The 19,872-nt window shown below is 67.5% G+C and carries 22 protein-coding genes, 1 pseudogene and 1 riboswitch; of the genes and pseudogenes, 13 read left to right on the top strand and 10 right to left on the bottom strand.

The genetic code is table 11. The features are described from left to right. Nucleotides 1-43 precede the first annotated feature (43 nt). Nucleotides 44-1,183 (bottom strand): acyl-CoA dehydrogenase family protein, encoded by a 1,140-nt coding sequence (locus RJ1_RS02250; protein ID WP_073358262.1) that lies wholly within the window; start codon nt 1,181-1,183, stop codon nt 44-46. A 106-nt stretch (nt 1,184-1,289) separates the two neighbouring features. Between RJ1_RS02250 and RJ1_RS02245 the strand changes: the two genes are divergently transcribed. Both RJ1_RS02245 and RJ1_RS02240 read left to right on the top strand, forming a co-directional pair. Next, nucleotides 1,290-1,673, top strand: coding sequence for a nuclear transport factor 2-like protein (locus tag RJ1_RS02245; protein WP_073358261.1), 384 nt, complete (start codon nt 1,290-1,292; stop codon nt 1,671-1,673). Next, a complete protein-coding gene (locus RJ1_RS02240) occupies nt 1,657-2,055 on the top strand; it encodes a hypothetical protein (RefSeq protein WP_073358260.1) in 399 nt (132 codons plus the stop codon). The genes RJ1_RS02245 and RJ1_RS02240 overlap by 17 nt, the downstream gene beginning before the upstream one ends. 60 nt (nt 2,056-2,115) lie before the next feature. On the opposite strand, the gene RJ1_RS02235 is transcribed toward RJ1_RS02240, so the two are convergent. Together RJ1_RS02235 and RJ1_RS02230 are read right to left on the bottom strand one after the other, a co-directional pair. Beyond that, a complete protein-coding gene (locus RJ1_RS02235; RefSeq protein WP_073358259.1) occupies nt 2,116-4,203 on the bottom strand; it encodes an ArnT family glycosyltransferase in 2,088 nt (695 codons plus the stop codon). Then, nucleotides 4,200-5,444 carry a bifunctional glycosyltransferase family 2/GtrA family protein gene (locus RJ1_RS02230; RefSeq protein ID WP_073358258.1) on the bottom strand — a complete coding sequence of 415 codons (1,245 nt, stop codon included), beginning with the start codon at nt 5,442-5,444 and terminating at the stop codon, nt 4,200-4,202. Before RJ1_RS02230 ends, RJ1_RS02235 begins: the two co-directional genes overlap by 4 nt. 140 nt (nt 5,445-5,584) lie before the next feature. Here RJ1_RS02230 and RJ1_RS02225 point away from each other — a divergent pair, with 140 nt between their 5' ends. Continuing rightward, on the top strand, nt 5,585-6,010 hold the full coding sequence (locus tag RJ1_RS02225) for an HIT family protein (protein ID WP_174694934.1): 426 nt from the start codon (nt 5,585-5,587) through the stop codon (nt 6,008-6,010). A 3-nt stretch (nt 6,011-6,013) separates the two neighbouring features. Here the strand turns inward: RJ1_RS02225 and RJ1_RS02220 are convergent, their stop codons facing one another. Together RJ1_RS02220 and RJ1_RS02215 are read right to left on the bottom strand one after the other, a co-directional pair. After that, nucleotides 6,014-7,396: a sensor histidine kinase gene (locus RJ1_RS02220; RefSeq protein WP_073358256.1), complete on the bottom strand. Its 1,383-nt coding sequence runs from the start codon at nt 7,394-7,396 to the stop codon at nt 6,014-6,016. 83 nt (nt 7,397-7,479) lie between these two features. After that, nucleotides 7,480-8,196 carry a response regulator transcription factor gene (locus RJ1_RS02215; RefSeq protein ID WP_170008876.1) on the bottom strand — a complete coding sequence of 239 codons (717 nt, stop codon included), beginning with the start codon at nt 8,194-8,196 and terminating at the stop codon, nt 7,480-7,482. 775 nt (nt 8,197-8,971) lie between these two features. Further along, nucleotides 8,972-9,033: riboswitch (guanidine-III (ykkC-III) riboswitch) on the top strand. 10 nt (nt 9,034-9,043) lie between these two features. Here RJ1_RS02215 and RJ1_RS02210 point away from each other — a divergent pair. The 4 genes and pseudogenes from RJ1_RS02210 to RJ1_RS02195 all read left to right on the top strand — a co-directional run bounded on the left by RJ1_RS02210 (nt 9,044) and on the right by RJ1_RS02195 (nt 11,478). Next, nucleotides 9,044-9,358 carry a DMT family transporter gene (locus RJ1_RS02210; protein WP_073358254.1) on the top strand — a complete coding sequence of 105 codons (315 nt, stop codon included), beginning with the start codon at nt 9,044-9,046 and terminating at the stop codon, nt 9,356-9,358. Between the two features lie 48 nt (nt 9,359-9,406). Beyond that, nucleotides 9,407-10,210 (top strand): ABC transporter, encoded by an 804-nt coding sequence (locus RJ1_RS02205; RefSeq protein ID WP_073358253.1) that lies wholly within the window; start codon nt 9,407-9,409, stop codon nt 10,208-10,210. Between the two features lie 42 nt (nt 10,211-10,252). Next, nucleotides 10,253-11,079: pseudogene (locus RJ1_RS48765) on the top strand (TIGR03620 family F420-dependent LLM class oxidoreductase). A gap of 48 nt (nt 11,080-11,127) precedes the next feature. Then, entirely contained in the window at nt 11,128-11,478 is a 351-nt protein-coding gene (locus RJ1_RS02195; RefSeq protein WP_073358252.1) for a hypothetical protein, read from the top strand. Between the two features lie 76 nt (nt 11,479-11,554). Here the strand turns inward: RJ1_RS02195 and RJ1_RS02190 are convergent, their stop codons facing one another. From RJ1_RS02190 to RJ1_RS02180, 3 genes are all read right to left on the bottom strand, one after another. After that, complete coding sequence (locus tag RJ1_RS02190) at nt 11,555-12,520, bottom strand: hypothetical protein (RefSeq protein ID WP_073358251.1); 966 nt, start codon at nt 12,518-12,520, stop codon at nt 11,555-11,557. Nucleotides 12,521-12,552: 32 nt separating this feature from the next. After that, complete coding sequence (locus tag RJ1_RS02185) at nt 12,553-12,780, bottom strand: hypothetical protein (protein WP_073358357.1); 228 nt, start codon at nt 12,778-12,780, stop codon at nt 12,553-12,555. A 404-nt stretch (nt 12,781-13,184) separates the two neighbouring features. Beyond that, nucleotides 13,185-13,493: a MerR family transcriptional regulator gene (locus RJ1_RS02180; protein ID WP_073358250.1), complete on the bottom strand. Its 309-nt coding sequence runs from the start codon at nt 13,491-13,493 to the stop codon at nt 13,185-13,187. A gap of 240 nt (nt 13,494-13,733) precedes the next feature. Here RJ1_RS02180 and RJ1_RS02175 point away from each other — a divergent pair, with 240 nt between their 5' ends. Next, nucleotides 13,734-14,117 (top strand): hypothetical protein, encoded by a 384-nt coding sequence (locus RJ1_RS02175; protein ID WP_073358249.1) that lies wholly within the window; start codon nt 13,734-13,736, stop codon nt 14,115-14,117. Between the two features lie 24 nt (nt 14,118-14,141). On the opposite strand, the gene RJ1_RS02170 is transcribed toward RJ1_RS02175, so the two are convergent. Further along, nucleotides 14,142-14,468: a MerR family transcriptional regulator gene (locus tag RJ1_RS02170; RefSeq protein WP_073358248.1), complete on the bottom strand. Its 327-nt coding sequence runs from the start codon at nt 14,466-14,468 to the stop codon at nt 14,142-14,144. Nucleotides 14,469-14,868: 400 nt separating this feature from the next. Here RJ1_RS02170 and RJ1_RS46660 point away from each other — a divergent pair, with 400 nt between their 5' ends. The 3 genes from RJ1_RS46660 (at nt 14,869) to RJ1_RS02165 (ending at nt 16,133) form a co-directional block, all read left to right on the top strand. Beyond that, complete coding sequence (locus RJ1_RS46660) at nt 14,869-15,012, top strand: hypothetical protein (RefSeq protein ID WP_162850339.1); 144 nt, start codon at nt 14,869-14,871, stop codon at nt 15,010-15,012. A gap of 47 nt (nt 15,013-15,059) precedes the next feature. Further along, on the top strand, nt 15,060-15,206 hold the full coding sequence (locus tag RJ1_RS46655) for a hypothetical protein (protein ID WP_162850340.1): 147 nt from the start codon (nt 15,060-15,062) through the stop codon (nt 15,204-15,206). Nucleotides 15,207-15,275: 69 nt separating this feature from the next. Then, nucleotides 15,276-16,133, top strand: coding sequence for a SigB/SigF/SigG family RNA polymerase sigma factor (locus RJ1_RS02165; RefSeq protein WP_083400520.1), 858 nt, complete (start codon nt 15,276-15,278; stop codon nt 16,131-16,133). Here the strand turns inward: RJ1_RS02165 and RJ1_RS02160 are convergent. After that, nucleotides 16,121-16,882: an SDR family oxidoreductase gene (locus tag RJ1_RS02160; protein ID WP_073358247.1), complete on the bottom strand. Its 762-nt coding sequence runs from the start codon at nt 16,880-16,882 to the stop codon at nt 16,121-16,123. The two genes, RJ1_RS02165 and RJ1_RS02160, sit on opposite strands and share 13 nt — an antisense overlap. A gap of 77 nt (nt 16,883-16,959) precedes the next feature. On the opposite strand from RJ1_RS02160, the gene RJ1_RS02155 reads away from it, so the two are divergent. Beyond that, nucleotides 16,960-17,862 (top strand): sigma-70 family RNA polymerase sigma factor, encoded by a 903-nt coding sequence (locus tag RJ1_RS02155; protein WP_073358246.1) that lies wholly within the window; start codon nt 16,960-16,962, stop codon nt 17,860-17,862. A 109-nt stretch (nt 17,863-17,971) separates the two neighbouring features. Further along, a complete protein-coding gene (locus RJ1_RS02150) occupies nt 17,972-19,864 on the top strand; it encodes a glycoside hydrolase family 15 protein (RefSeq protein ID WP_073358245.1) in 1,893 nt (630 codons plus the stop codon). The last annotated feature ends 8 nt before the right edge of the window (nt 19,865-19,872 follow it).

The raw sequence follows: 19,872 nt of genomic DNA, 5'->3' as shown, positions 1-19,872 counted from the left end.
GGACGAAGAGCTTTCGATTCAGCCGACGGCAGCCGGCCCGATTTCAGAGTCCGACGAGATCCGCGACGCGACTGCGGTGCGCCCGCGAATCCCCCAGCAGCGGTTCGTCTCCGAGGGCGCGGCGAACGTAGGAATGCGCCGCATGTTCCCAGGTGAAGCCCACTCCCCCGTGCAATTGCACAGCTTCCGACGCGGTGGCAATCACGGCGTCAGTGCAGACCGCACCCGCGACAGCGGCCGGAAGTGCCGCGGCGCCCGGGTCTTCCGCAAACACAGCGGCTGCATACCGCGCCGCCGATCGGGCCTTCTCGAGCTCGACCAGAGTGCTCGCCAGCCGATGCTTGACGGCCTGAAAAGAGCCGATCGCTCGCCCGAACTGACGGCGCTGCATCGTGTATTCCTTTGTGCTGTCGAGCAATCGCGCGACGATCCCCACGTGTTCGCAGGCCAGCCCGATCACTCCGAGGCTCTGCAATTCTTCGACCGTGCGCAGTGCGTTCTCAGGTCCGACGAGACGAACCGCGTCCGCTGTGTCGAACAGCAGATTCGCCTGCCGTCGACTGGGGTCGACCACCGGAAGTTCCGTTCGCCGCACCGGCGCGGTCCGCAGATCGACCGCGTACAGGCCGGGTCCGTCTTCGGCATGCCCGAGTACCACGACGACGTCGGCCGCACCGCCCTGCACGACATTCGTTGCACGGCCGGACACCGACCACCGGTCGCCGACGCGGGTGACGTCGACGAAATCGGTCTGCGCGCTCAGGGCGGTCACCGTGGCGACAAGTTCGCCCTGGACGACCCGCTCGAGCAGTTCCTCGACCCGGGACGACCGCTCGGCCGCGAGCAAGGCGTGGACCCCCAATGTCGCGGACGTGAGTACGGGTTCGCAGACCAGCGCGCGCCCACATTCTTCCAGCACGATCCCGAGTTCGACCACGCTGAACCCCAGGCCACCGCGGTCCTCCGGCACCGTCAACGCTGCGACGTTCATCTCCTTGACGAGCAGCGACCACAACTCGGGGGAATAGCCGACCTCGGATCGGGCGGCGAGGCGACTGTCCTCGAGCGTCGAATGCCGGTCGAGCAGTCGGCGAAGCATGTCCCGGATGTCGTCGTGCTCGGCGACGGGGGTCATCGCCGAGGGTTCGGTCTCGGGCCACGGGCGGGAGTGGGAGGACGGCATTGAACTCTCCTATGAATTGACGTGAGTTCAGTTTAGTTTAGGTTCGCAGAACCCGAGTCGGCAAGGACTCTCGACAGACCCGCCCATGTTGAACTAAGTTCATTTCATGACCGATGCACTCGTGATCGAGCAGTACTACGCGATCCTCGACAGCGGCCGGATCGAAGACGCGGTGGCGCTGCTCGACGAATCGATCGAGTTCGCCATAGTCCTTCCCGGTACCGTCCGTCGCGGCTACAGCCGCGCCGACATGCTCAGCTACCTGCGGGGACGACCCCCGGTCGATCGACGGCACGTGCTGCTACGGACGAGCAGCGCCGGCGACGTCCAGTTCGCCTACGGCTCCGTCATCGAAAACGAGACGAAGACAACCGGCTACTTCCTCGCCGCCATGCACGTCGACGACGGCACCATCGATGCCTACGAGGTGTCCTTCGACACGGAGTTCAGCATTCTCACAAAGGAGTTGGCACATGGCAAGCGCGACTGACCTGGATCGGAGAACCTCACCGACCCCCGTCCTGGTCGCGTGGTTCGCGATCATGGATTCGGACGACCCCGACCGCGTCCTGGACATGATCACCGACGATTTCCGGATGTCGATTCAGTTCTCCACCGGAGGCGGTAAGGCCGCCGAGTTCGTCGGCGACCGAGCAGGCCTGGTCGGGTACCTGCAGCAACGCGAGAAGAGTGTGCTGGTGCACGAGATCCTCGCGGGTGCTCGGGTGGGCGAACTCGAGCTGGCTCTGGGACGCACCACCCGGAACGGCGAGTTCGAGGCCTCGTTCAACACTTCGGCGCAACTCGACGATTCGGGCCTCGTACGGAGATTGCTCATCTGCCGCACGCCCGAGATCGCGTTCGACCTCTGAAACCCCCTGTGAGTACTTATTAACCGCCCGCGGTTAATAAGTACTCACAGGGGGTTTGGATCAGGACGTGAGGTCGTACAGGGTCACGCCGTCGACGGTGACGGCGGTGAAGTTCGCCTGCACCCACGTGGAGATTTCCGAGGCCGTGCCGTCGCCACCCATTCCGCCGCCTCGGCCGCCGGAGATGAAGTAGTGGATCTTGCCGTCGGCCACGTACTGCTGGAACTGTTCGAGCGTCGGTGAGGGATCGCTGCCGTTGAAACCGCCGATCGGCATGACCGGGTCCTCGGTGGCCAGCTGGTAGCCGGAGGCGCTGTTCGATCCGATGGCCGCGGCCACCCAGGTGTAGTTGCCGGAATCCTGCTCCAGCAGCGACACCAGTTCCGTGCCGGGGGTGCTGCCGGAGAGAAGTCCCCCGGCAGCGCCGCCGCCCACGGCACCCATGCCGTCGGCGGCACCTGCTGCCGCACCGTCCGTTGCACCCGGTGCCGCACCGCCTGGCATGGCGGGCATCGCCGCACCGGCCGCGCCATCCGTTCGGCCGCCCATGCGTCCGGCTCCGTCCATGCCGGGTCCACCCATTCCGCCGGGACCACCGCGCCCGCCTTCGACGGTGGGTCCCGCCGAGACGATCGAGCCGGTGTGCGGCGTCGCAATGGTGTTCACGGCGTATGCCGTCGGTCCGGCGAGTCCGGTGAACAGCGCGGCCAGCGTGACCACGGCAGCGATCCGGCCGCGGGTCAGTGCCGGGATCAGCGCGGCAACCGCAGCGACAACTCCGACGACGACCACCGCCCACTTCAGCCACGGCACGAACGACGCGCTACGTCCGAGCAGAACCCAGGACATCGCGGCGGTGGCCAGAAGCGTCACGCTGAGAACCGCACGCACCCACAGCGCGTCGCGGCGACGCCACAGTGTCACCGATCCGATCGCCACCAGCGCGGCCACCGCCGGTGCGAGTGCCACGGTGTAGTACGCGTGGAAGATGCCCGCCATGAAGCTGAACGTCAGTCCGGTGACGAGCAGCCACAGACCCCACACGAGGAACGACGCACGCTGGGTGTCGACGCGGGGAGCCCTGCCGCGCAGTGCGAGACCGGCGACGAGCAGGATCAGTGCCGCGGGGATCAGCCACGCGATCTGACCGCCCTGAGCCGATTCGAACATGCGCGTGATGCCGGTGCTTCCCCACATTCCGCCCCCGCCGCCGGGACCGCCCGCGGGCATGCCGCCGCCCGCCATGGCCTCGCCGGCGCCGCCCATGGCAGATGCGGCGTCTCCCCGACTGCCGCCGGGCGTGACACTGCCGGTCTCCTCACCGTTCAACCGGCCGAGGCCGTTGTAGCCCAGCGTGAGTTCGAGGATCGAGTTGTTCTGCGAGCCACCGATCCAGGGCCGCGACGATGCCGGCCACAGTTCGACGATCAGCAACCACCACCCCGCGGAGACGATCATCGCTCCGAGCGCGGCGAAACACTGGGCGAGGCGCTTACCGAACTTCGGTGGCCCCGCGACGAGGTACGTCAGAGCGAGCGGCGGGACGACCAGCATCACCTGAAGCTGCTTCGTCAGGAATCCCAAGCCGACGAACACGCCGGTCAGCACCATCCACCGGGTGCGTCCGTCCTCCACGGCCCGCAGCATCGCCCACACGGAGGCGATCATCAGGAGCACCAGCAGGGCGTCCGGGTTGTTGAACCGGAACATCAGCACCGCGATCGGCGTCAGCGCGAGCACCAGACCCGCGAGCAGACCGGCCGCGGCGCCGAACCACCGCTTCACCGTGGCGTACAGCAGGGCGACGGAACCGACGCCGAGCAGCGCCTGCGGCACCAGCATCGCCCACGAACTGAGGCCGAAGATCCGGACCGACAGCGACATCAGCCACAGCGACATCGGCGGCTTGTCGACGGTGATGGAGTTGGCGGCGTCTGAGGACCCGAAGAAGAACGCCTTCCACGACTCCGATCCCGCCTGCACCGCGGCGGCGTAGAACGAGTTGGCCCAGCCGGAGGCGCCGAGCCCCCAGATGTAGGCCACCGCGGTTCCCACCAGGAGTGCGCCGAGCGCCCACGGTTCCCAGCGCCTCCGCGCGGGCGGTGGTGGGGGCGAATCGACCTTCGGTTCTTCGAGGGTCGTGGTCATGCGTGAGCTCCTTCGGGACGAGCGTTCCGGAACACCCAGCGAAGGGCTATGAAACGACTGATGGTGGCAACGAGATTGGCGAGGACGAGGACGGCGAGTTCGACGTGTTTGGACGCGTCGGGGGCCGCCGAGTGCAGGACGAACAGCGAACCGCTGGTGAGGAACAGTCCGAAGGCGAACACGAACATGCCCTGCAGCTGATGCCGGGCGGCGCCTTCGGAGCCGCGCACACCGAAGGTGAACGCGCGGTTCGCGGCCGTGTTGAGCACGGCGGTGACGAGCAGTGAGACGGCGTTGGCCCACTGCGCGCCGAAGATCGGATGCAGTATCAGGTACAGCAGCGCGTACGCGACGGTGGACGCGACGCCGATCACCGCGAACCGGGCCAGCTGCCCGACCATGCCGCGGGGAACCCCGGGAACCAGGGGTTCGCGACCGAAGCTGTCGCGCAGGCTGCCGATCGGCAGCGAACCGGTGGACAGGGCCCGGCCCACCCGCCACACGCCCTTGAGGTCGGCGACGGCGGTCGCGACGATGTCGACGCGGCTGTCCGGGTCGTCGACCCAGTCGACGGGGACCTCGTGGATGCGGAGGCCTGCCCGCTCCGCCAGCACCAGCAGCTCGGTGTCGAAGAACCACCCGGTGTCCTCGACCAGCGGCAGGAGGCGCTGCGCGACGTCCGCGCGCATCGCCTTGAACCCGCACTGCGCGTCCGAGAACCGCGCGTGCAATGCGCTGCGAAGGATGAGGTTGTAGCTGCGGGAGATGAATTCGCGCTTCGGACCGCGGACCACCCGTGACGAGCGGGCGAGGCGGGAGCCGATCGCGATGTCCGAGTGCCCCGACAGCAAGGGGGCGACGAGGGGCATCAGCGCGTTGAGATCCGTCGACAGGTCGACGTCCATGTACGCGACCACCTCGGCGTCGGAGGCACTCCACACCGCGCGCAGGGCGCGGCCACGACCCTTCTCGTCGAGGTGCACAACGCGGACGCCGTCGATCTCTTCGGCCAGCCGGTCCGCGACGGCGAGGGTGGCGTCGACGCTGGCGTTGTCGGCGATGGTGATGCGGGCGGAGTAGGGGACGCTCTCGTCGAGGTGCCGCCGCAGCCGGCGCACGCAACGTTCGAGTCCGGCTTCCTCGTTGTAGACCGGCACGACAACGTCGAGCACGGGCGAGGTCTCGGAAATCTCGATTCGTCTCATGGCACCCGGTGCGCGGGAGAGGGAATTCGTCGTCATGTGTCCAAGATTCGGCCTCTACGCTCCGATGACTCTGGACGGAGGCTGGGAGTTTCCTGTGCGCTTCGCGCCCGTGAGTACTTATTAACTGCGGGAGGTTAATAAGTACTCACGGGCGGCGAAGCCGCATAATGTCGGCCATGGGATCTGTATTCAGCGCCATCATCAACGGAGATCTGCCCGGACGTTTCGTGTGGGAGGACGAAGACGTCGTCGCATTCCTCACCATCGCCCCCGTCACCCAGGGCCACACCCTGGTCGTACCGCGCAAGGAGGTGGACCAGTGGCAGGACGTCGACGGTGAGATCTGGAACAAGGTCATGGACGTCGCCCGCACCGTCGGGCAGGCCGTCCGACCGGCGTTCGACGCACCGCGGGCGGGCTTGCTCATCGCCGGCCTCGAGGTGCCCCACCTGCACGTGCACGTGTTCCCGGCCTACGATCTCGGCGATTTCAACATCAGCAACGCCGAGCAGAATCCGTCGCAGGAATCGCTCGACGAGGCGCAGACGAAGCTCAAAGCAGCGCTGCGCGAACTCGGTCACGGGGACAACGTTCCCGACTGACGGTCAGCTCGACCGGGGCAGTTCCACCCGGAACGTGGCGCCCTCGCCGGGTCGGCTGTCGACGGTCACCGACCCGCGGTGGGCCGCCACCAGGGCCGCCACGATCGACAACCCCAGCCCGCTGCCGCCGCTCTCCCGGGTGCGGGACGCGTCGGTGCGGTAGAACCTCTCGAACACCCGGGCGGCGTCCTCCTCGCCGAGGCCCGGTCCGGTGTCGGCCACCTCGAGCACGACGCTCTCCTCGGTGGTGCTGAGCCGCACCGTCACGTCGGCGGTCGCGGGGGTGTGTTTGACAGCGTTGGCGAGCAGGTTGCCGAGGACCTGTCGCAGCCGGGCCTCGTCCCCGATCACCTCGGGTGTGCCGGGACCGGGCAGGACGTCGAGCGCGATGGAGCGGTCGGGGGCAACGGCACGCGCGCCGTGCACGGCGTCCGAGGCGACCGACAGCAGGTCGACGGGCCGGGTCTCGAGGGGACGCTGGGCGTCGAGCCGGGCGAGCATCAGCAGATCCTCCACCAGGAGTCCCATCCGCGACGCTTCCCCTTCGATGCGGCTCATCAGGGTTTCCGTGTCGGTCATCGCGCCCTGCCGATACAGCTCGGCGAACCCGCGAATCGTGGTCAGCGGGGTGCGCAGCTCGTGGCTCGCGTCGGCGACGAATCGCCGCATCTTCTCCTCGGACCGCCGCGCCGACTCCTCCGATGCCTCGGTGGCGGCGAACGCGTGCTGGATCTGCGCGAGCATTCCGTTGAGCGCCACGGACAGTCGTCCGATCTCGGTACGATCGTCCCGTTCCGGGACGCGTCGGTGCAAGTCTCCCGAGGCGATCGCGGCGGCGGTCTCCTCCACTTCGACGAGGGGGCGCAGGCTGCGCCGGACGACGAAGTACGCGACCACTCCCAGGGCGATCAGCACCACCACACCGATGATGAGTTGCAGCACGATCAGCCGGTTCACCGTTTCGTCGTTCTCGGTGAGGGTCATCGCGACCGTCGTCTCGGTGCCGTCCGGCGCGGTCGTGGTCAGCACCCGCCACCGCACGTCGGAACCGTCGTCCGAGCCGACCGTCACCGGCACCGTCGCGGGATCGTCGGGTAGGGCCGGCGACACGGATTCGTCGTTGATCTCCCGCAGGAGGGTGCCGTTCGGCGATGTCACCCGGACGTAGAACGGACTCGGGGGCCGGCCGGGATTCGGTTCGTCCGGCGGAGGCAGCGGACGCGCCTCGCGGGGCTTCGCCCACCCCTGCGCTGCGTCGTGCAATTGGTGGTCGACGCGACCGGTGAGGGAATTCTCGAGTGCCGACGTCACCGCGACTCCCGACGCGAGAAGCCCGAGCGCGGACAAAAGGAGCACCGCGCCGACGAGGGTGAATCGCAGCGGCATCGAGCGGATCCACCGCCGCGCAGGCCTGTTCGGGGCGGGAGCGGCGGCCGCAGTGGCCGAGTCCCGGGGAGTCGCGGGAGCGGTCATCGCCGCGGTTCTCGCATCACGTAGCCGACTCCGCGGAGGGTGTGGATCAGCGGCGTCTCGCCGGTGTCGACCTTCCGGCGGAGGTAGGACACATACGACTCGACCACCCCGACCTCTCCGCCGAAGTCGTAGTTCCAGACGTGGTCGAGGATCCGCGGCTTGCTCAGCACCGTGCCGGCGTTGACCATGAAGTACCGCAGCAGCGTGAACTCCGTCGGAGACAGCGACACCAGGTCGCCCGCCTTCCAGACCTCCCGCGTGTCGTCGTCGAGTTCGATGTCGGCGAACTTGATGCGGGCGGACTGCTCCTCCACCGACACCTTGCCGGCCCGTCGCAGGATGACGCGAAGCCGGGTCACCACTTCTTCGAGGCTGAACGGCTTGGTGACGTAGTCGTCCGCGCCGAGGGTGAGGCCGCTGATCTTGTCTTCCACCGCGTCCTTCGCGGTGAGGAACAGCACCGGAGCGTCCACACCGTCGGCGCGCAACCGCTTGAGCAGGCCGAACCCGTCCATTCCCGGCATCATGACGTCGAGAATGACGGCGTCCGGACGGAAGGTGCGCGCCGTGTCGAGTCCCTCGGCCCCGGTCGACGCCGTCGCCACCTCGAATCCCTGGAATCGGAGACTCACGGAGAGCAACTCGAGGATGTTCGGTTCGTCGTCGACGACGAGGACGCGGGCTTCGACAGGCTTCTCATTCACGTAACCCATCATCACTCGTGACGCTGGATCGTCGCTGTAGGTTTCCTGGGAGGTTCCTGTGAGCCGGTACCGCCGGCCCTGGACGGACGGATTCCGATCGTCAGTTGACGACGATATTGAGGTTGAGCACTACCCCGCCGAAGGTCAGGATCGTGTTGGCCAATCCGAGTGTGACACCGCTGTTGAGCGCCCCGAGCAGTCCGAGCATCATGACCTCCATCGTCGCCCCTCGGAAGGGGTGGTTGCGCGCTGTCCGTGCGCGTTGCGGATGACACTAAGTCAAGTCCGAAGAATTCGTGGCGACACGCGCACGTGAATTCCCCGAATAAAATCACCCATTCTCGTTTACCGAAAAAGGGTGAAATTCTCGGCGCATGGGCGAGGATGGGAAAGTTGCGCTCCGGATCCCGGCGCACGTGCTCGACACACACGACGCAACCCCGCCGTCGAACGGACAGCGGGGTTGCATCAAGGGTGGAGTTGTGTTGACGGGCAGTTGAGTTCAGGCGACAACGTTCATGTTGAGCACCACTCCACCGAACGTCCCGATCGTGTTGGCGAGTCCGAGGGTGAAAGCGCTGTTGATTGCGGCAAGCAGTCCGAGCATCATGGTGTGCCTCGTTATCTTCCGTGGTATACGCACAGAATTCACTGTCGGGCTCGACAATAAATGAGGCCGCATCGATCTGCGGAATAATAGGCGCATTCGCGCTCGTGCGCGGCCGACGAGTCTGTGGAGTCGCTCACCACTCACAGGCGCGGAGCGCATCCTTGGGTACCGTGGAATCCGTCGACACGACATCCGGACGAGCGCACCGTACCCGGCCAGCGACAAGACGGTGCCCGGAGGTTTGTCATGGCGTGGATCGTGCTTGTGCTGTCGGGAATCCTGGAGGCCGTCTGGGCCACCGCCCTCGGCCGGTCGGAAGGCTTCACCAAACTCGGACCCAGCGTCGTCTTCGGCGTCGCGTTGATTCTCAGCATGGCGGGTCTGGCCTTCGCGATGCGCAGCCTCCCCATCGGAACGTCGTACGCGGTGTGGGTGGGCATCGGCGCATCCCTGACCGTCGGGTACGCGATGGTGACCGGCACCGAAAGTGCGTCGCTGGTGAAGATCCTGCTGATCCTGGGCATCGTCGGATGCGTCGTCGGACTGAAGGTTCTGCACTGACCGCATCGAGTCGCTCGATGCTTGTGTGTCGCGGGTTACAGTAATCTCATGAACCTGGTGTCGTTGATGACCCTCCCGGTGCGCGTCGGTCTCGCGGCCGCCGATGTCGGTCTCGGAATCGCCGAGGCCAGCCTGATGACCGTCCGGACGGCAGTAGCGGGGACCGGTGTGGTCACGGGCATGAGCACCCAGGGCAGCCCGCTCCAGGTGATCAGCCAGCTGTCCTCGCTCGCGGCCAACGACCGGCCGCTCGGGCAGGCTCTCCAGCCGGGTGGTCCACTCGACCGTCTCCTCGCCCCGGGCGGCCCCGTCGACCGTCTCACCTCGGAGGGCGGCACCCTCGAACGACTGCTCGAACCGGGCGGCCCGCTCGAGCGGGTACTCGCGAAGGACGGCCCGCTCGACCGGGTGCTCGCCGAAGACGGCACGCTCGAGCGACTCCTCGCCAAGGACGGTCTGCTCGACCGCCTCACCGCCGAGCAGGGACCCCTCGAACGGTTGACCGCGCAGGACGGCGCCGTCGAGCGGCTCACGGCGCCGGGCGGTCTCGTGGACCGGGCGCTCGCCGAGAACGGCATCCTCGACACGCTGCTGTCGGAGGGCGGCGCGTTCGAACGTCTCATCGCCGAGGGCGGACCGCTCGATCAGATCGTGGCGCTGTCCGAGACGTTGACGGCCTTGGCGCCCAACCTCGAGCGGATGAGCGCCAGCATCGACCTGCTGCAGGAAACGGTGGGGGTTCTCAGCGCCGCGGTCGGGCCTCTCGGTGACCTGGCCGGCAAGTTGCCGGGACGCTGGTTGAAGGGCAAGGGCGACCGCCCGGGGGTCGACTACACGCTCGGGCCCGCCTGATCGCCTTGACCTGAACAGAACTCGAGGTTTTACGGTCGGGTGATGACTCGCATCGCGGACCTCGGACCCGTCGGCATCTCGCTGAGCATCTCACCGGACGACACGCATCTCGACGAGGCGGCGCGGCTGGAATCGCTCGGTTACTCGGCGATCTGGTTGCGGGGCGGTCAGATCGACAGCTTCGACCGCATCTCGGCTGTCGTCGCGGCAACCGACTCGATCCCCGTGGCGACGGGCATCATCCCCGTCGACGTCTACGGCGCCGACGCCGTCGCGCAGCTGTACGCCGATCTCCAGACCACCGCACCGGACCGGTTCGTCGTCGGCCTGGGCGGCCCGCAGATCCCGCGGCCGCTCCGGGCGTTGAACGAGTACCTCGACAGGCTCGACCGCTCCGCCCCACCGGTGCCGGCGGAGCGCCGGATACTGGCGGCACTGGGCCCGCGCAAGCTGGAACTCGCGCGGGATAGGGCCGCGGGAGCCGTCCTGCTCCTCGTCACACCCGACTACACCGCCGAGGCCCGCCGCATCCTCGGCCTGACGCGACGCTCGTCGTCTCGCTCGTGACGATTCTCGACACCGACCCCGGGCGTGCCCGCCAGACAGCCCGCGTCCCGCTCGGCTTCCTGTCCGGAGTCCCCGGATACGCCGCCAACTTCGCGCGGATGGGCTTCGATGCCGCCGACATCTCGGGACTCGGCGACCGGCTCGTCGACGAACTGGTGGCCTGGGGCGACGCCTACGCGATCGTCGCGCGGGTCCACAGCCACCTCGCGGCCGGTGCGGATCACGTCGTCGTCAGCGAACTGGGTGAGCGGCCCGGCGAGGTGGCCCGGCAGCTCGCGACACTGATGCCACTTCGCGCGTAGGCCGACCGGCCGACAGCGCCCGACCCACGCCTCTGGTATGTATTTCGCATGACACGAACCATCGTTGCGCTGTTGATCCCTGCCGCCCTGCTGCTCGGGGCGTGCAGTTCCGAATCGACCACCACCGAAGCCGAGTCCACGGCGAGCGCAACGAGCGAGGCCACCGAGGCCGCATCCGCCGATCTGCCCGCGGTCGCGGACCTGTGCAAGGGACTGCTCCAGTACGCGAACGGCGCGGAGGCCCGCGCGCAGCAGACCGGCGAGACGTTCGACCGCACGAAGGCCCTCGACGACCTGTTCACCCAGTCGGCCGAGACAGCCGAGTGGAAGGACGCTCCGCAGGAGCGCAAGGACCAGATGATCCAGGCCTACGACGCCGCCAAGACCGGAGCCTGCTGACCCCCGCCCGACCACAGCATGGAGACGCACTGCCGGCACCGAGTGCGGGAGCGGCAGTGCGTCGACAGGTGATGCGTCAGCTTCCGATACCGGCGACTTCCTGGGCGATGCCGGCCAGTCGCGTCTGAGCGGCCGACACCACGCCGTGGCGATCCTTGTGGGCTTCCTCGTAGGCGACGACGGTGCGCACGTCGGACGGGTCGATCAACTCCTTGACCGCGGCGACGGCCTGCGACACGTTGAGCTCGTCGTAGTCGGCGATCGGGAGCTCGTCCGCCTCCAGGACTCCGCCGGCGGCGCGTGCCGAATGAAGCGCGTCCGCGATCCCGTCGGCGCCCTCGCTGCGGGTGACCTGCTCGGCCGTTTCGAGGGCGGCGTCGCGCGAGGCGGCCAGCGTCTTCACCGCGACGTCGCCGGCGTGGGCGCCTCGCCCGAGCAGGGTGCTCAGCATGGACGGCGTGGTGCGCGCGGCGTCGACGGCACGGTCGATACCGCGGGCCGACCACGACACGGGAACGTTGATCAGCCGGACCGTTGCGCCGGCCGCCGCCTGGAACGGAGTGCGCCGCAAGGCGGTCGGACCGCCGAGCGCCTCCTCCGCCAGCACCGTCGTCAACCACTCGACGGTCGCGGTGTGTGCGGTGATCAGGCGGTCCGCCAACCGGACGACGTCCTGCTTCTTCGCCGCGGTCGCGAGAGCCTTCACGTACCGCGCCCGGTCGAGCAGCTGATGCTCCAGGGCGAGGTCGCCGAGCAGCGCCTCGTCGAACGGCTGCGCCTGCTCCGCCATCGCCTTGATCGACGCAGCCACTCGACCGAGCAGCGGGCCGATGAGCTCGGGCACTCCCCCGAGGTCGCGGATGGCACGTTCGATCGCTTCGGCCCGCGAGCGGCCGTTCTCGGCGTTCTGCGTCAGTTCCCGGCGGACGGCTTCGGTACGCGCCTGGGTGATACGAGTGTCGGCCACCTGGATTTCGGTGTTGGTGAGGTCGAGTACTGCACGGAGCTGGGTGACGAGCGTCGGGACGGTGGAGATGGTCATCGATGTTCTCCTTCGACAGTTCGTGGGTGCGGTCAGATGAGGCTCGAGATGAGAAACGCAGCGAGCAGGACGCCGACCAGGACGGACCCGGCGGTAGTGGCAGCGAGAACCACCGATCCGGTCACGGACATCGCAGGCACGGCGGCGACGAGCGCAGCAATGAGTGCGGTGCCGAGCGAGAAGCGGCGGTCGGGTTCGTCGGGCTCGTTCTTCGCGTGCCGGGGTGCGCGGCGAAGAGCATTGTGGGCGGCAAGGGTCATGGTTCGAATTCCCGTCTGGAGTCGAAGTTCGGACCAGAGGTCGGGGTACACGAGGGACGTTCACCGGGACGGCGCTGTCGGCGGATTCGTGCGGGCCCGCGCTGTTCGCGATCTACAGCGGTAGTGCGCTGACGACTCGAGGTGTGTCTCGTTCGGCCATTGCTCTTGTTCTCTCCCTGCCGCGACGCGGTGGCATTCATCGGTCGCAGCCTTAATGGATCGTCAACTTATCTGCTCTGGCGGATACATATTTTATCGTATCGGCTGAGCACTGAAGTTCAACCCATCGAGGTAAAAAGAATGGATTGGCCGGATGAGCGCGGCGCCGGACCCGTCGTGACCTGCGAACAGGACGGATTCGCGGGATCCCACTACTCGAGAACGTCGTGGGCGACCTGGGATCGTCACCCGGCCGAGGTGTGCCCGCCCGGCCCTTCGAGCCGGGAGGACAGGTCCGCGTTCTCCGATTCCAGCGCCAGGATTCGCTGGATCCCGGCCACGTTCACGCCGCCCTCCATGAGCTGCGCGATGCGCGCCAGCCTCAGCAGATCGTCGTCGCTGTATCGGCGAGTGCCGCCACTGGTCCGGGCGGGTGTGAGCAAACCGCGGCGCTCGTAGAGCCGCAAGGTCTGCGGACCTATGCCCGTCAGCTCGGACGCCACCGCGATTGCATAGACCCCGCGACGTGAGCGGGGCAATACGTCGATCGTCACAACAGGCTCCCTTCTGCTTAAGGAACACCTGATGTTATCAAACAGATGAAATGAATCTGATTGACGAGATATAGATTTTGCATCTTTCACAGTTCACGGGCGGGCCGCTGCGGCGAAGTCCGGGATCGCGTGCCGTAATCTCGGATCCGAACCGAACACGAACCGAGGCTGCTTTCGCAGGGTTCGTGGAGGTGTCGTGGCTGCGAGCGCCACGGCCTCTGCGCCAGAGACGAGAGAACCGTGCCCCGCACACAGGAACACGCAGATCGTTACCGCGACGCACTCACCGCACTCGCGGCGGCCACCCAGCGACCGGCAAATGTCGTCAATACCGGTGCGGGCTATGCGATCCGGGTCGATTTCGAATACAACCGCTACCTTCTCGCGTCCAACGCAACCGACGGACTCACCGACAGCATCGACGACACGTCCGCGTGGCGGGTCAGCCTCTACCAGGGTGTCACGGACGGGGCTTCCGACGAACTGCTCGCCGCCGCGGAGCACGCGTGGCTGGTCGACGCTTTCGATCTCGCGTTCGCGGACATCAGGGCCGAGGGTAAGTGGCAGGCGGCCGACGCGTCGTTCGACGAGTTCACTCCCACGAACGACCAGTCCGCGAGCTGAGCCGACCGGACCGTCGGTCGCCTGTCAGGCGCGGCCGGCAACGTCGGACTGTAGGAGTTGCTCCAGTTCGGCGTTCCTCGCTGCGAGGAGAGCATTTTCGGCTTCGAGGCGAAGGATCTGACCGATTCCGATCAGATTGACGCCGGCGGCCACGAGTTCGGTGATCTTGTGCAGGCGCGCGACATCGTCCTCGCTGTAACGACGAGTTCCGCCACCGGTGCGGGTCGGCGTGATCAGCCCGCGCCGCTCGTACAACCGCAGCGTCTGCGGCCCGATACCCGTCAGCTCAGACGTTACCGAGATTCCGTACACACCCCGCTGCGAACGAAGCGGCACATGAGAGGACGTCACCGAGTCTCCCTTCTTCTCAGGGCGGATTAATCCTATCAAGGTTCGAACCACACAATATGCCGCAGGGGGCGCAGGTTCGCTCCGAACCGAGCGCTGCGCCTCCTCACCGGCCGACGCAGCTCACTCCGACAGCACGAGCGGTCACGCAGTCACACAAAGTTTCCAACGCGATCGCGAACCACCGAACCGCACCTCCGAGACCGCACGGTAGCGGCGAAACCTCCACGTCAGGACCCCTGCGAGTGCGAGAAATCCCGCCGTCACCGGCGAGCGGAGGGACCTGGCGCGACCAGCAATCTTGCCGATTCGGCTTGAACTTCCCCGCTAAGGGCTGTACAACAAAATCTATATTCTTCAACGCAGATAAGTTCACATCACGAGTTTGCACCTAGGAGAACCGATGACCACGCCCCATCCGGAGAACACGCCCCACGACGGCGAGGTCCTGGTCCTCGGCGCAGGCAGCGGCGGAGCGATCGCCGGCGGCCTGATCGCCACGCTGGCCCTCAGCGCGCTGGCTCTCCTCTCGTCTCTGCCGACCTGACCGGACACGATTCCCGCCCATTTCCCTCACGACAGGACACCGCGCTGATGCCCGCCAGTTCCACATCCCACGCTTCCGTCACCAGCACTGCCACGCGAGGCGGAGCAACGATGAGCACCGAGGAAATCAAGGCCCGGATCGAGGCGATGTTTGCCGACGAGGCCGCCGACACGTCCCCCGCACTCGTCGAATAGCGACGCCGTCGCCGCACGTCGAATAGCGACGCCGTCGCTGATGACGGCCGGTCAGAGAAGGGCAGAGCCATGAATGCGTCCACCCAGCTCGTCGAACCGTCCTGCGAGATCCGCCGCATTCCAGCGCGGATCAAGCCGACACATCGCACCGCGTCTCGCGAGCGCGACCAGTACCGTGACGTGCCCGCGCAGTGCGCGGCAATCGGCCGTCTGGCCGCCACCGACCCCCGCCGCGACATACTGCGGCAACGGCTGATCGAACGATGCCTGCCGCTGGCCGAGCACATCGCCCGACGGTTCCACGGCCGTGGGGAGCCACTCGACGACCTGATCCAGGTGGCGCGCCTCGGTCTGGTGAAGGCCGTCGACCGCTTCGACGGCCGGTGCGGAGAGAATTTCGTGTCGTACGCCGTGCCGACGATCACCGGCGAAGTGCGCCGCCACTTCCGGGACACGGGCTGGGCCATGCACGTTCCGCGCAGCATGCAGGAGCTGCACCTCTCTCTCACCAACGCCACGACCGAACTCACCACCACCCTCGGACGGGCCCCGACCGCGAGCGAATTGGCCGAGGCCCTGGGGATCGACAAGGACGAAGTGGCGCAGGGACTCCGGGTCTCCGACGCCTACAGCACCCTGTCGGTCGATTTCCCGCTCGGCGAGGGCGAGCGCCCGCTGTCGGAGACGGTCGGCGACGTCGACCCGTCCCTCGCACACGTCGAGGACCACGTGATCCTCGAACCTCTGCTGGCATCACTTCCCGACCTCGAACGGACCGTGCTGGTCCTGCGCTTCTTCGGCAACATGACCCAGTCGCAGATCGCCGCGCGTGTGGGTGTCTCGCAGATGCAGGTGTCCCGGCTGCTGGCCAAGACGCTCACGGACCTCCGCGGAAAGCTCGCGGACGTCGGTAGTCAGGCGTCCTGACCGGCGGCGAGGAAGCCCTCCCAGGTCCGCTTGCCGGTAGTGCCGCCGAGCGCCAGATTCTCGCCGGTCCGGTACGCGCGGCCGGCCTTTCCGGGCATCCGCACCGGCAGCATCAGCCGATGCTTGCCGTTCGCCCGCAGGTATCCGCGAGCGAGATCGGCCATCCCGTAGACCGTCGGTCCGGGCAGGTCGGGCACCAGACCGGCCGGCGGTGCGAGCGTCAGCTCCACCAGCCGCGCCGCGACCTCGCCCGAGTCGACCGGCTGGAAGCGCAGTCCGCCCGGGACCGGGATCACCGGCAGCTTGGTCATCTTCTGCATCATGCTCAGCATCAGGTCGTGAAACTGGGCCGCGCGCAACGTCGTCCACGGCAGACCCGATTCGGCGACGGCCCGTTCGGCGGCCGCCTTGGACGCGAACCAGCCGAGCGGAACGCGATCGGCCCCGATCACCGAGATGTACACCAGGTGCTGCACCCCGGCTCCCGCGGCGGCGTGCACCAGATTCCGGGTCGCGACCTCGTCGCCCTTCGGTCCGCCCGCGAGGTGCAGCACGATCTCGACCCCGTCTACTGCGGCCTCGATCCCGGTGCCCTCGAACAAGTCACCGCTCACGTAGTCGACGCCGTCGCCGGACTCGCTCGTGTGCCTGCTGAGCACGCGCACGTCGCGACCCGCCGCCCGCAACAGTGGGACCACCTGACGCCCGAGCGTGCCGGTACCGCCGGTGATGAGAATGGGTGATGTCATGATCTCTCCAATTCGTTCGACGACTGATGTCGGTGGGTCTACTGCCAAGACACGCCGCGAGGAAGGAATGTGACACGGTGGACGACCGCGACGTGCCGACCGATCGTTTCCAGGAACATCGGCCTCGTCTCCAGGCGGTCGCCTACCGGATGCTCGGCTCGGCGAGCGAGGCCGACGACGCCGTCCAGGAGGCCTGGCTGCGGATGAGCCGCGCCGACACCGGCGATGTGGAGAACCTCGAGGCATGGCTGACCACGGTGGTGTCGCGGGTGTGCCTGAACGTGTTGCGCTCACGCGAGCAGCGGCGCGAGGAACCTCTCGACGTGCAGGCGCACGACCCGGTCGTCGGCCACGACGCAGGCGGCGACCCCGAGCACGAAGCGATGCTCGCCGACTCCGTCGGGCTGGCGCTGCTGGTGGTCCTCGACACGCTGACTCCGGCCGAGCGGCTCGCCTTCGTGCTGCACGACATGTTCGACGTGCCGTTCGACGACGTCGCCCCCATCGTGGGCCGCTCCTCCCCCGCGGTACGGCAACTCGCCAGCCGTGCCCGCCGACGGGTGAAGGGGGCCGCCCCGACCCCGAACTCCGCAGACCCGGACTCCGCGGACCTGGATCGCCGGCGGCGCGTCGTCGACGCCTACCTGGCCGCCACCCGCGCAGGCGATTTCGACGCCCTCGTCGCGCTGCTCGATCCGGATGTCGTGCTCCGGGCCGACGCCGCGGTCGGACCCACGCCGGCGCCCCTGGTGATCCGCGGCGCCCGAGTCGTGGCCAAGGGCGCTCTCGCCTCCGCCGAGCGGGCGCGATCCACCGAGACCGCGCTGGTGAACGGCACGGTCGGGCTCGTGATGGCTCCCCGCGGACGACCGTACGTGGTGCTCACCTTCACGATCGTCGACGGCAGGATCACCGAGATCGACGTCATCGCAGAGCCGGATCGTGTGCGCCGGCTCGATCTCGCCCCGCTCGGTGACTGAGCGGGGATTCGGCGTCGATACGACACCGGTCACCCGAACAGGGTGATGACCGTGCGCGCCGCGATCCGCAGCATGGAGGTAGCCAACACTCCGGAAGAGGGCCGCGAACGTGACGACTGCCTCGGAAGACGACGCCGCACCCCAGAGCGCGGCGGCACCGTCGCCGTTTCCGCCGATCGCGGACTACGCGTTCCTCTCGAACTGTCACACCGGCGCGCTGGTCGCTCCCGACGGTTCCGTCGATTGGCTGTGCGTGCCCCGTTTCGACTCGCCCAGTGTGTTCGGTTCCCTCCTCGACCGCGAGGCAGGCATGTTCCGGATCGGGCCGTTCGGCCTCAACGTTCCGGCGTCCCGGCAGTACGAGCCGGGCAGCAACACCATTTCGGTGGTGTGGAACACGCCGACAGGCTGGGTGAACGTGCGGAGTGCGCTGACGATGGGACCGAGCAAGGGAGAGGACACCGTCACTCCCCACACCCGTCCGCCCGCGGACGAGGACGCCGACCACATGCTGGTTCGCACGGTCACCTGTCTCGACGGCAGCGTGGAGGTGGAGTTGGTGTGCGAGCCGGTGTTCGACTACGGGCGCACACCGGCGGAGTGGGTTCTCGTGGGCGGCAGCCGGCACACCGCAGACGCGAGCGGCGCGGGTCAGACCCTGCGCCTGCAGACCGACATGGCACTCGGCATCGAAGGGGGGCGCGTTCGTGCCCGCCATGTGCTGGAGAAGGGCGAGACGCTGTACTGCGCCCTGACGTGGGCGGCGGATCTCGTGGCACCGCAAACTGTGGAAGAGGCTGCCGGGCAACTCGATGCGACGACGGAGTTCTGGCGTCGGTGGTTCAGTCACGCGCGTTTTCCCGACCACCGGTGGCGTGAGGCGATCCAGCGTTCCGCCCTGACGATCAAGGGCCTCACCTACATGCCGACCGGCGCCACCGTCGCAGCTCTGACGACCTCCCTTCCGGAAACCCCGGGAGGCGAACGCAATTGGGACTACCGGTACACCTGGATGCGGGACTCCACGTTCACGCTGCAGGCCCTGCACTACCTGAATCTCGATTGGGAGGCCGACGAGTTCATGCAGTTCGTCGCCGACCTCGAGTCGAATACCGATGGCGCACTGCAGATCATGTACGGCATCGACGGCAGCCGCGACCTGACGGAGTCCACCCGGGACGACCTGTCCGGCTACGCGGGCGCGCGTCCCGTCCGAATCGGCAACGGCGCGTTCGACCAGCGGCAGAACGACGTGTTCGGCGCCGTCCTGGATTCGATCCTGTTGCACACGGTCCGCAGCAAACGCCTCCCCCGCCGCCTGTGGCCGCTCGTGCAGCAGCAGGCGACGTGCGCGTCCGCGGTGTGGCGCAACCCCGATCAGGGAATCTGGGAGGCCCGCGGCGCGCCGCAGCACTACGTGTCGTCGAAGCTGATGTGCTGGGTGGCGCTCGACCGGGCGTCGAAGATTGCGGGGATCCGCGGCGACCGCGTGGCCGAGGAAACGTGGCGTGCCACCGCCGAAGAGATCCGGGCCGACATCCTCGAGCACGGTGTGAAGAAGGGCGTGTTGCGCCAGCACTACGACACCGAGGCGCTGGACGCGTCGACCCTGCTCGCCGCCGTGTTCGGGTTCCTCCCCCGAGGGGACGAACGCCTGCGGGCCACCGTCGACGCGATCGCGAACGATCTCACCGAGGACGGATTCGTCCTGCGCTACCGCACCGGCGAAACCGACGACGGATTGTCGGGCAAGGAAGGCAGTTTCCTGATCTGCTCGTTCTGGCTGGTCTCGGCACTGACCGTGGTCGAACAGACACAGGAGGCGACCGATTTGATGGAGCGCCTGCTCAGCGTGTCCTCTCCCCTCGGGCTGTACGCCGAAGAATTCGACACGAGCACCGGCCGCCATCTCGGTAATTTTCCGCAGGCGTTCTCCCACCTCGCGCTGATCGAGGCCGCCGGGCGCATCATCCTGCACGAGCGGATGCGCGAACTGATGTGAGCCGAGAC

It is taken from the genome of Rhodococcus jostii NBRC 16295, assembly GCF_001894825.1.
Lineage (GTDB): Bacteria > Actinomycetota > Actinomycetes > Mycobacteriales > Mycobacteriaceae > Rhodococcus_F > Rhodococcus_F jostii.
Note: the sequence above shows the minus strand (reverse complement) of the source record. Positions and strands in the feature narration are given on the sequence as shown.

Bases quoted from the DNA above. Each gene is read 5' to 3' on its own strand.
- RJ1_RS02160 (WP_073358247.1), bottom strand. From the start codon at position 16,882: ATGACATCACCCATTCTCATCACCGGCGGTACCGGCACGCTCGGGCGT.
- RJ1_RS02195 (WP_073358252.1), top strand. From the start codon at position 11,128: ATGACACGAACCATCGTTGCGCTGTTGATCCCTGCCGCCCTGCTGCTC.
- RJ1_RS46660 (WP_162850339.1), top strand. From the start codon at position 14,869: ATGACCACGCCCCATCCGGAGAACACGCCCCACGACGGCGAGGTCCTG.
- RJ1_RS02165 (WP_083400520.1), top strand. From the start codon at position 15,276: ATGAATGCGTCCACCCAGCTCGTCGAACCGTCCTGCGAGATCCGCCGC.
- RJ1_RS02245 (WP_073358261.1), top strand. From the start codon at position 1,290: ATGACCGATGCACTCGTGATCGAGCAGTACTACGCGATCCTCGACAGC.
- RJ1_RS02235 (WP_073358259.1), bottom strand. From the start codon at position 4,203: ATGACCACGACCCTCGAAGAACCGAAGGTCGATTCGCCCCCACCACCG.
- RJ1_RS02215 (WP_170008876.1), bottom strand. From the start codon at position 8,196: ATGGGTTACGTGAATGAGAAGCCTGTCGAAGCCCGCGTCCTCGTCGTC.
- RJ1_RS02250 (WP_073358262.1), bottom strand. From the start codon at position 1,183: ATGCCGTCCTCCCACTCCCGCCCGTGGCCCGAGACCGAACCCTCGGCG.
- RJ1_RS02220 (WP_073358256.1), bottom strand. From the start codon at position 7,396: ATGCCGCTGCGATTCACCCTCGTCGGCGCGGTGCTCCTTTTGTCCGCG.
- RJ1_RS02225 (WP_174694934.1), top strand. From the start codon at position 5,585: ATGGGATCTGTATTCAGCGCCATCATCAACGGAGATCTGCCCGGACGT.
- RJ1_RS02240 (WP_073358260.1), top strand. From the start codon at position 1,657: ATGGCAAGCGCGACTGACCTGGATCGGAGAACCTCACCGACCCCCGTC.
- RJ1_RS02210 (WP_073358254.1), top strand. From the start codon at position 9,044: ATGGCGTGGATCGTGCTTGTGCTGTCGGGAATCCTGGAGGCCGTCTGG.
- RJ1_RS02230 (WP_073358258.1), bottom strand. From the start codon at position 5,444: ATGACGACGAATTCCCTCTCCCGCGCACCGGGTGCCATGAGACGAATC.
- RJ1_RS02185 (WP_073358357.1), bottom strand. From the start codon at position 12,780: ATGACCCTTGCCGCCCACAATGCTCTTCGCCGCGCACCCCGGCACGCG.
- RJ1_RS02205 (WP_073358253.1), top strand. From the start codon at position 9,407: ATGAACCTGGTGTCGTTGATGACCCTCCCGGTGCGCGTCGGTCTCGCG.
- RJ1_RS02190 (WP_073358251.1), bottom strand. From the start codon at position 12,520: ATGACCATCTCCACCGTCCCGACGCTCGTCACCCAGCTCCGTGCAGTA.
- RJ1_RS46655 (WP_162850340.1), top strand. From the start codon at position 15,060: ATGCCCGCCAGTTCCACATCCCACGCTTCCGTCACCAGCACTGCCACG.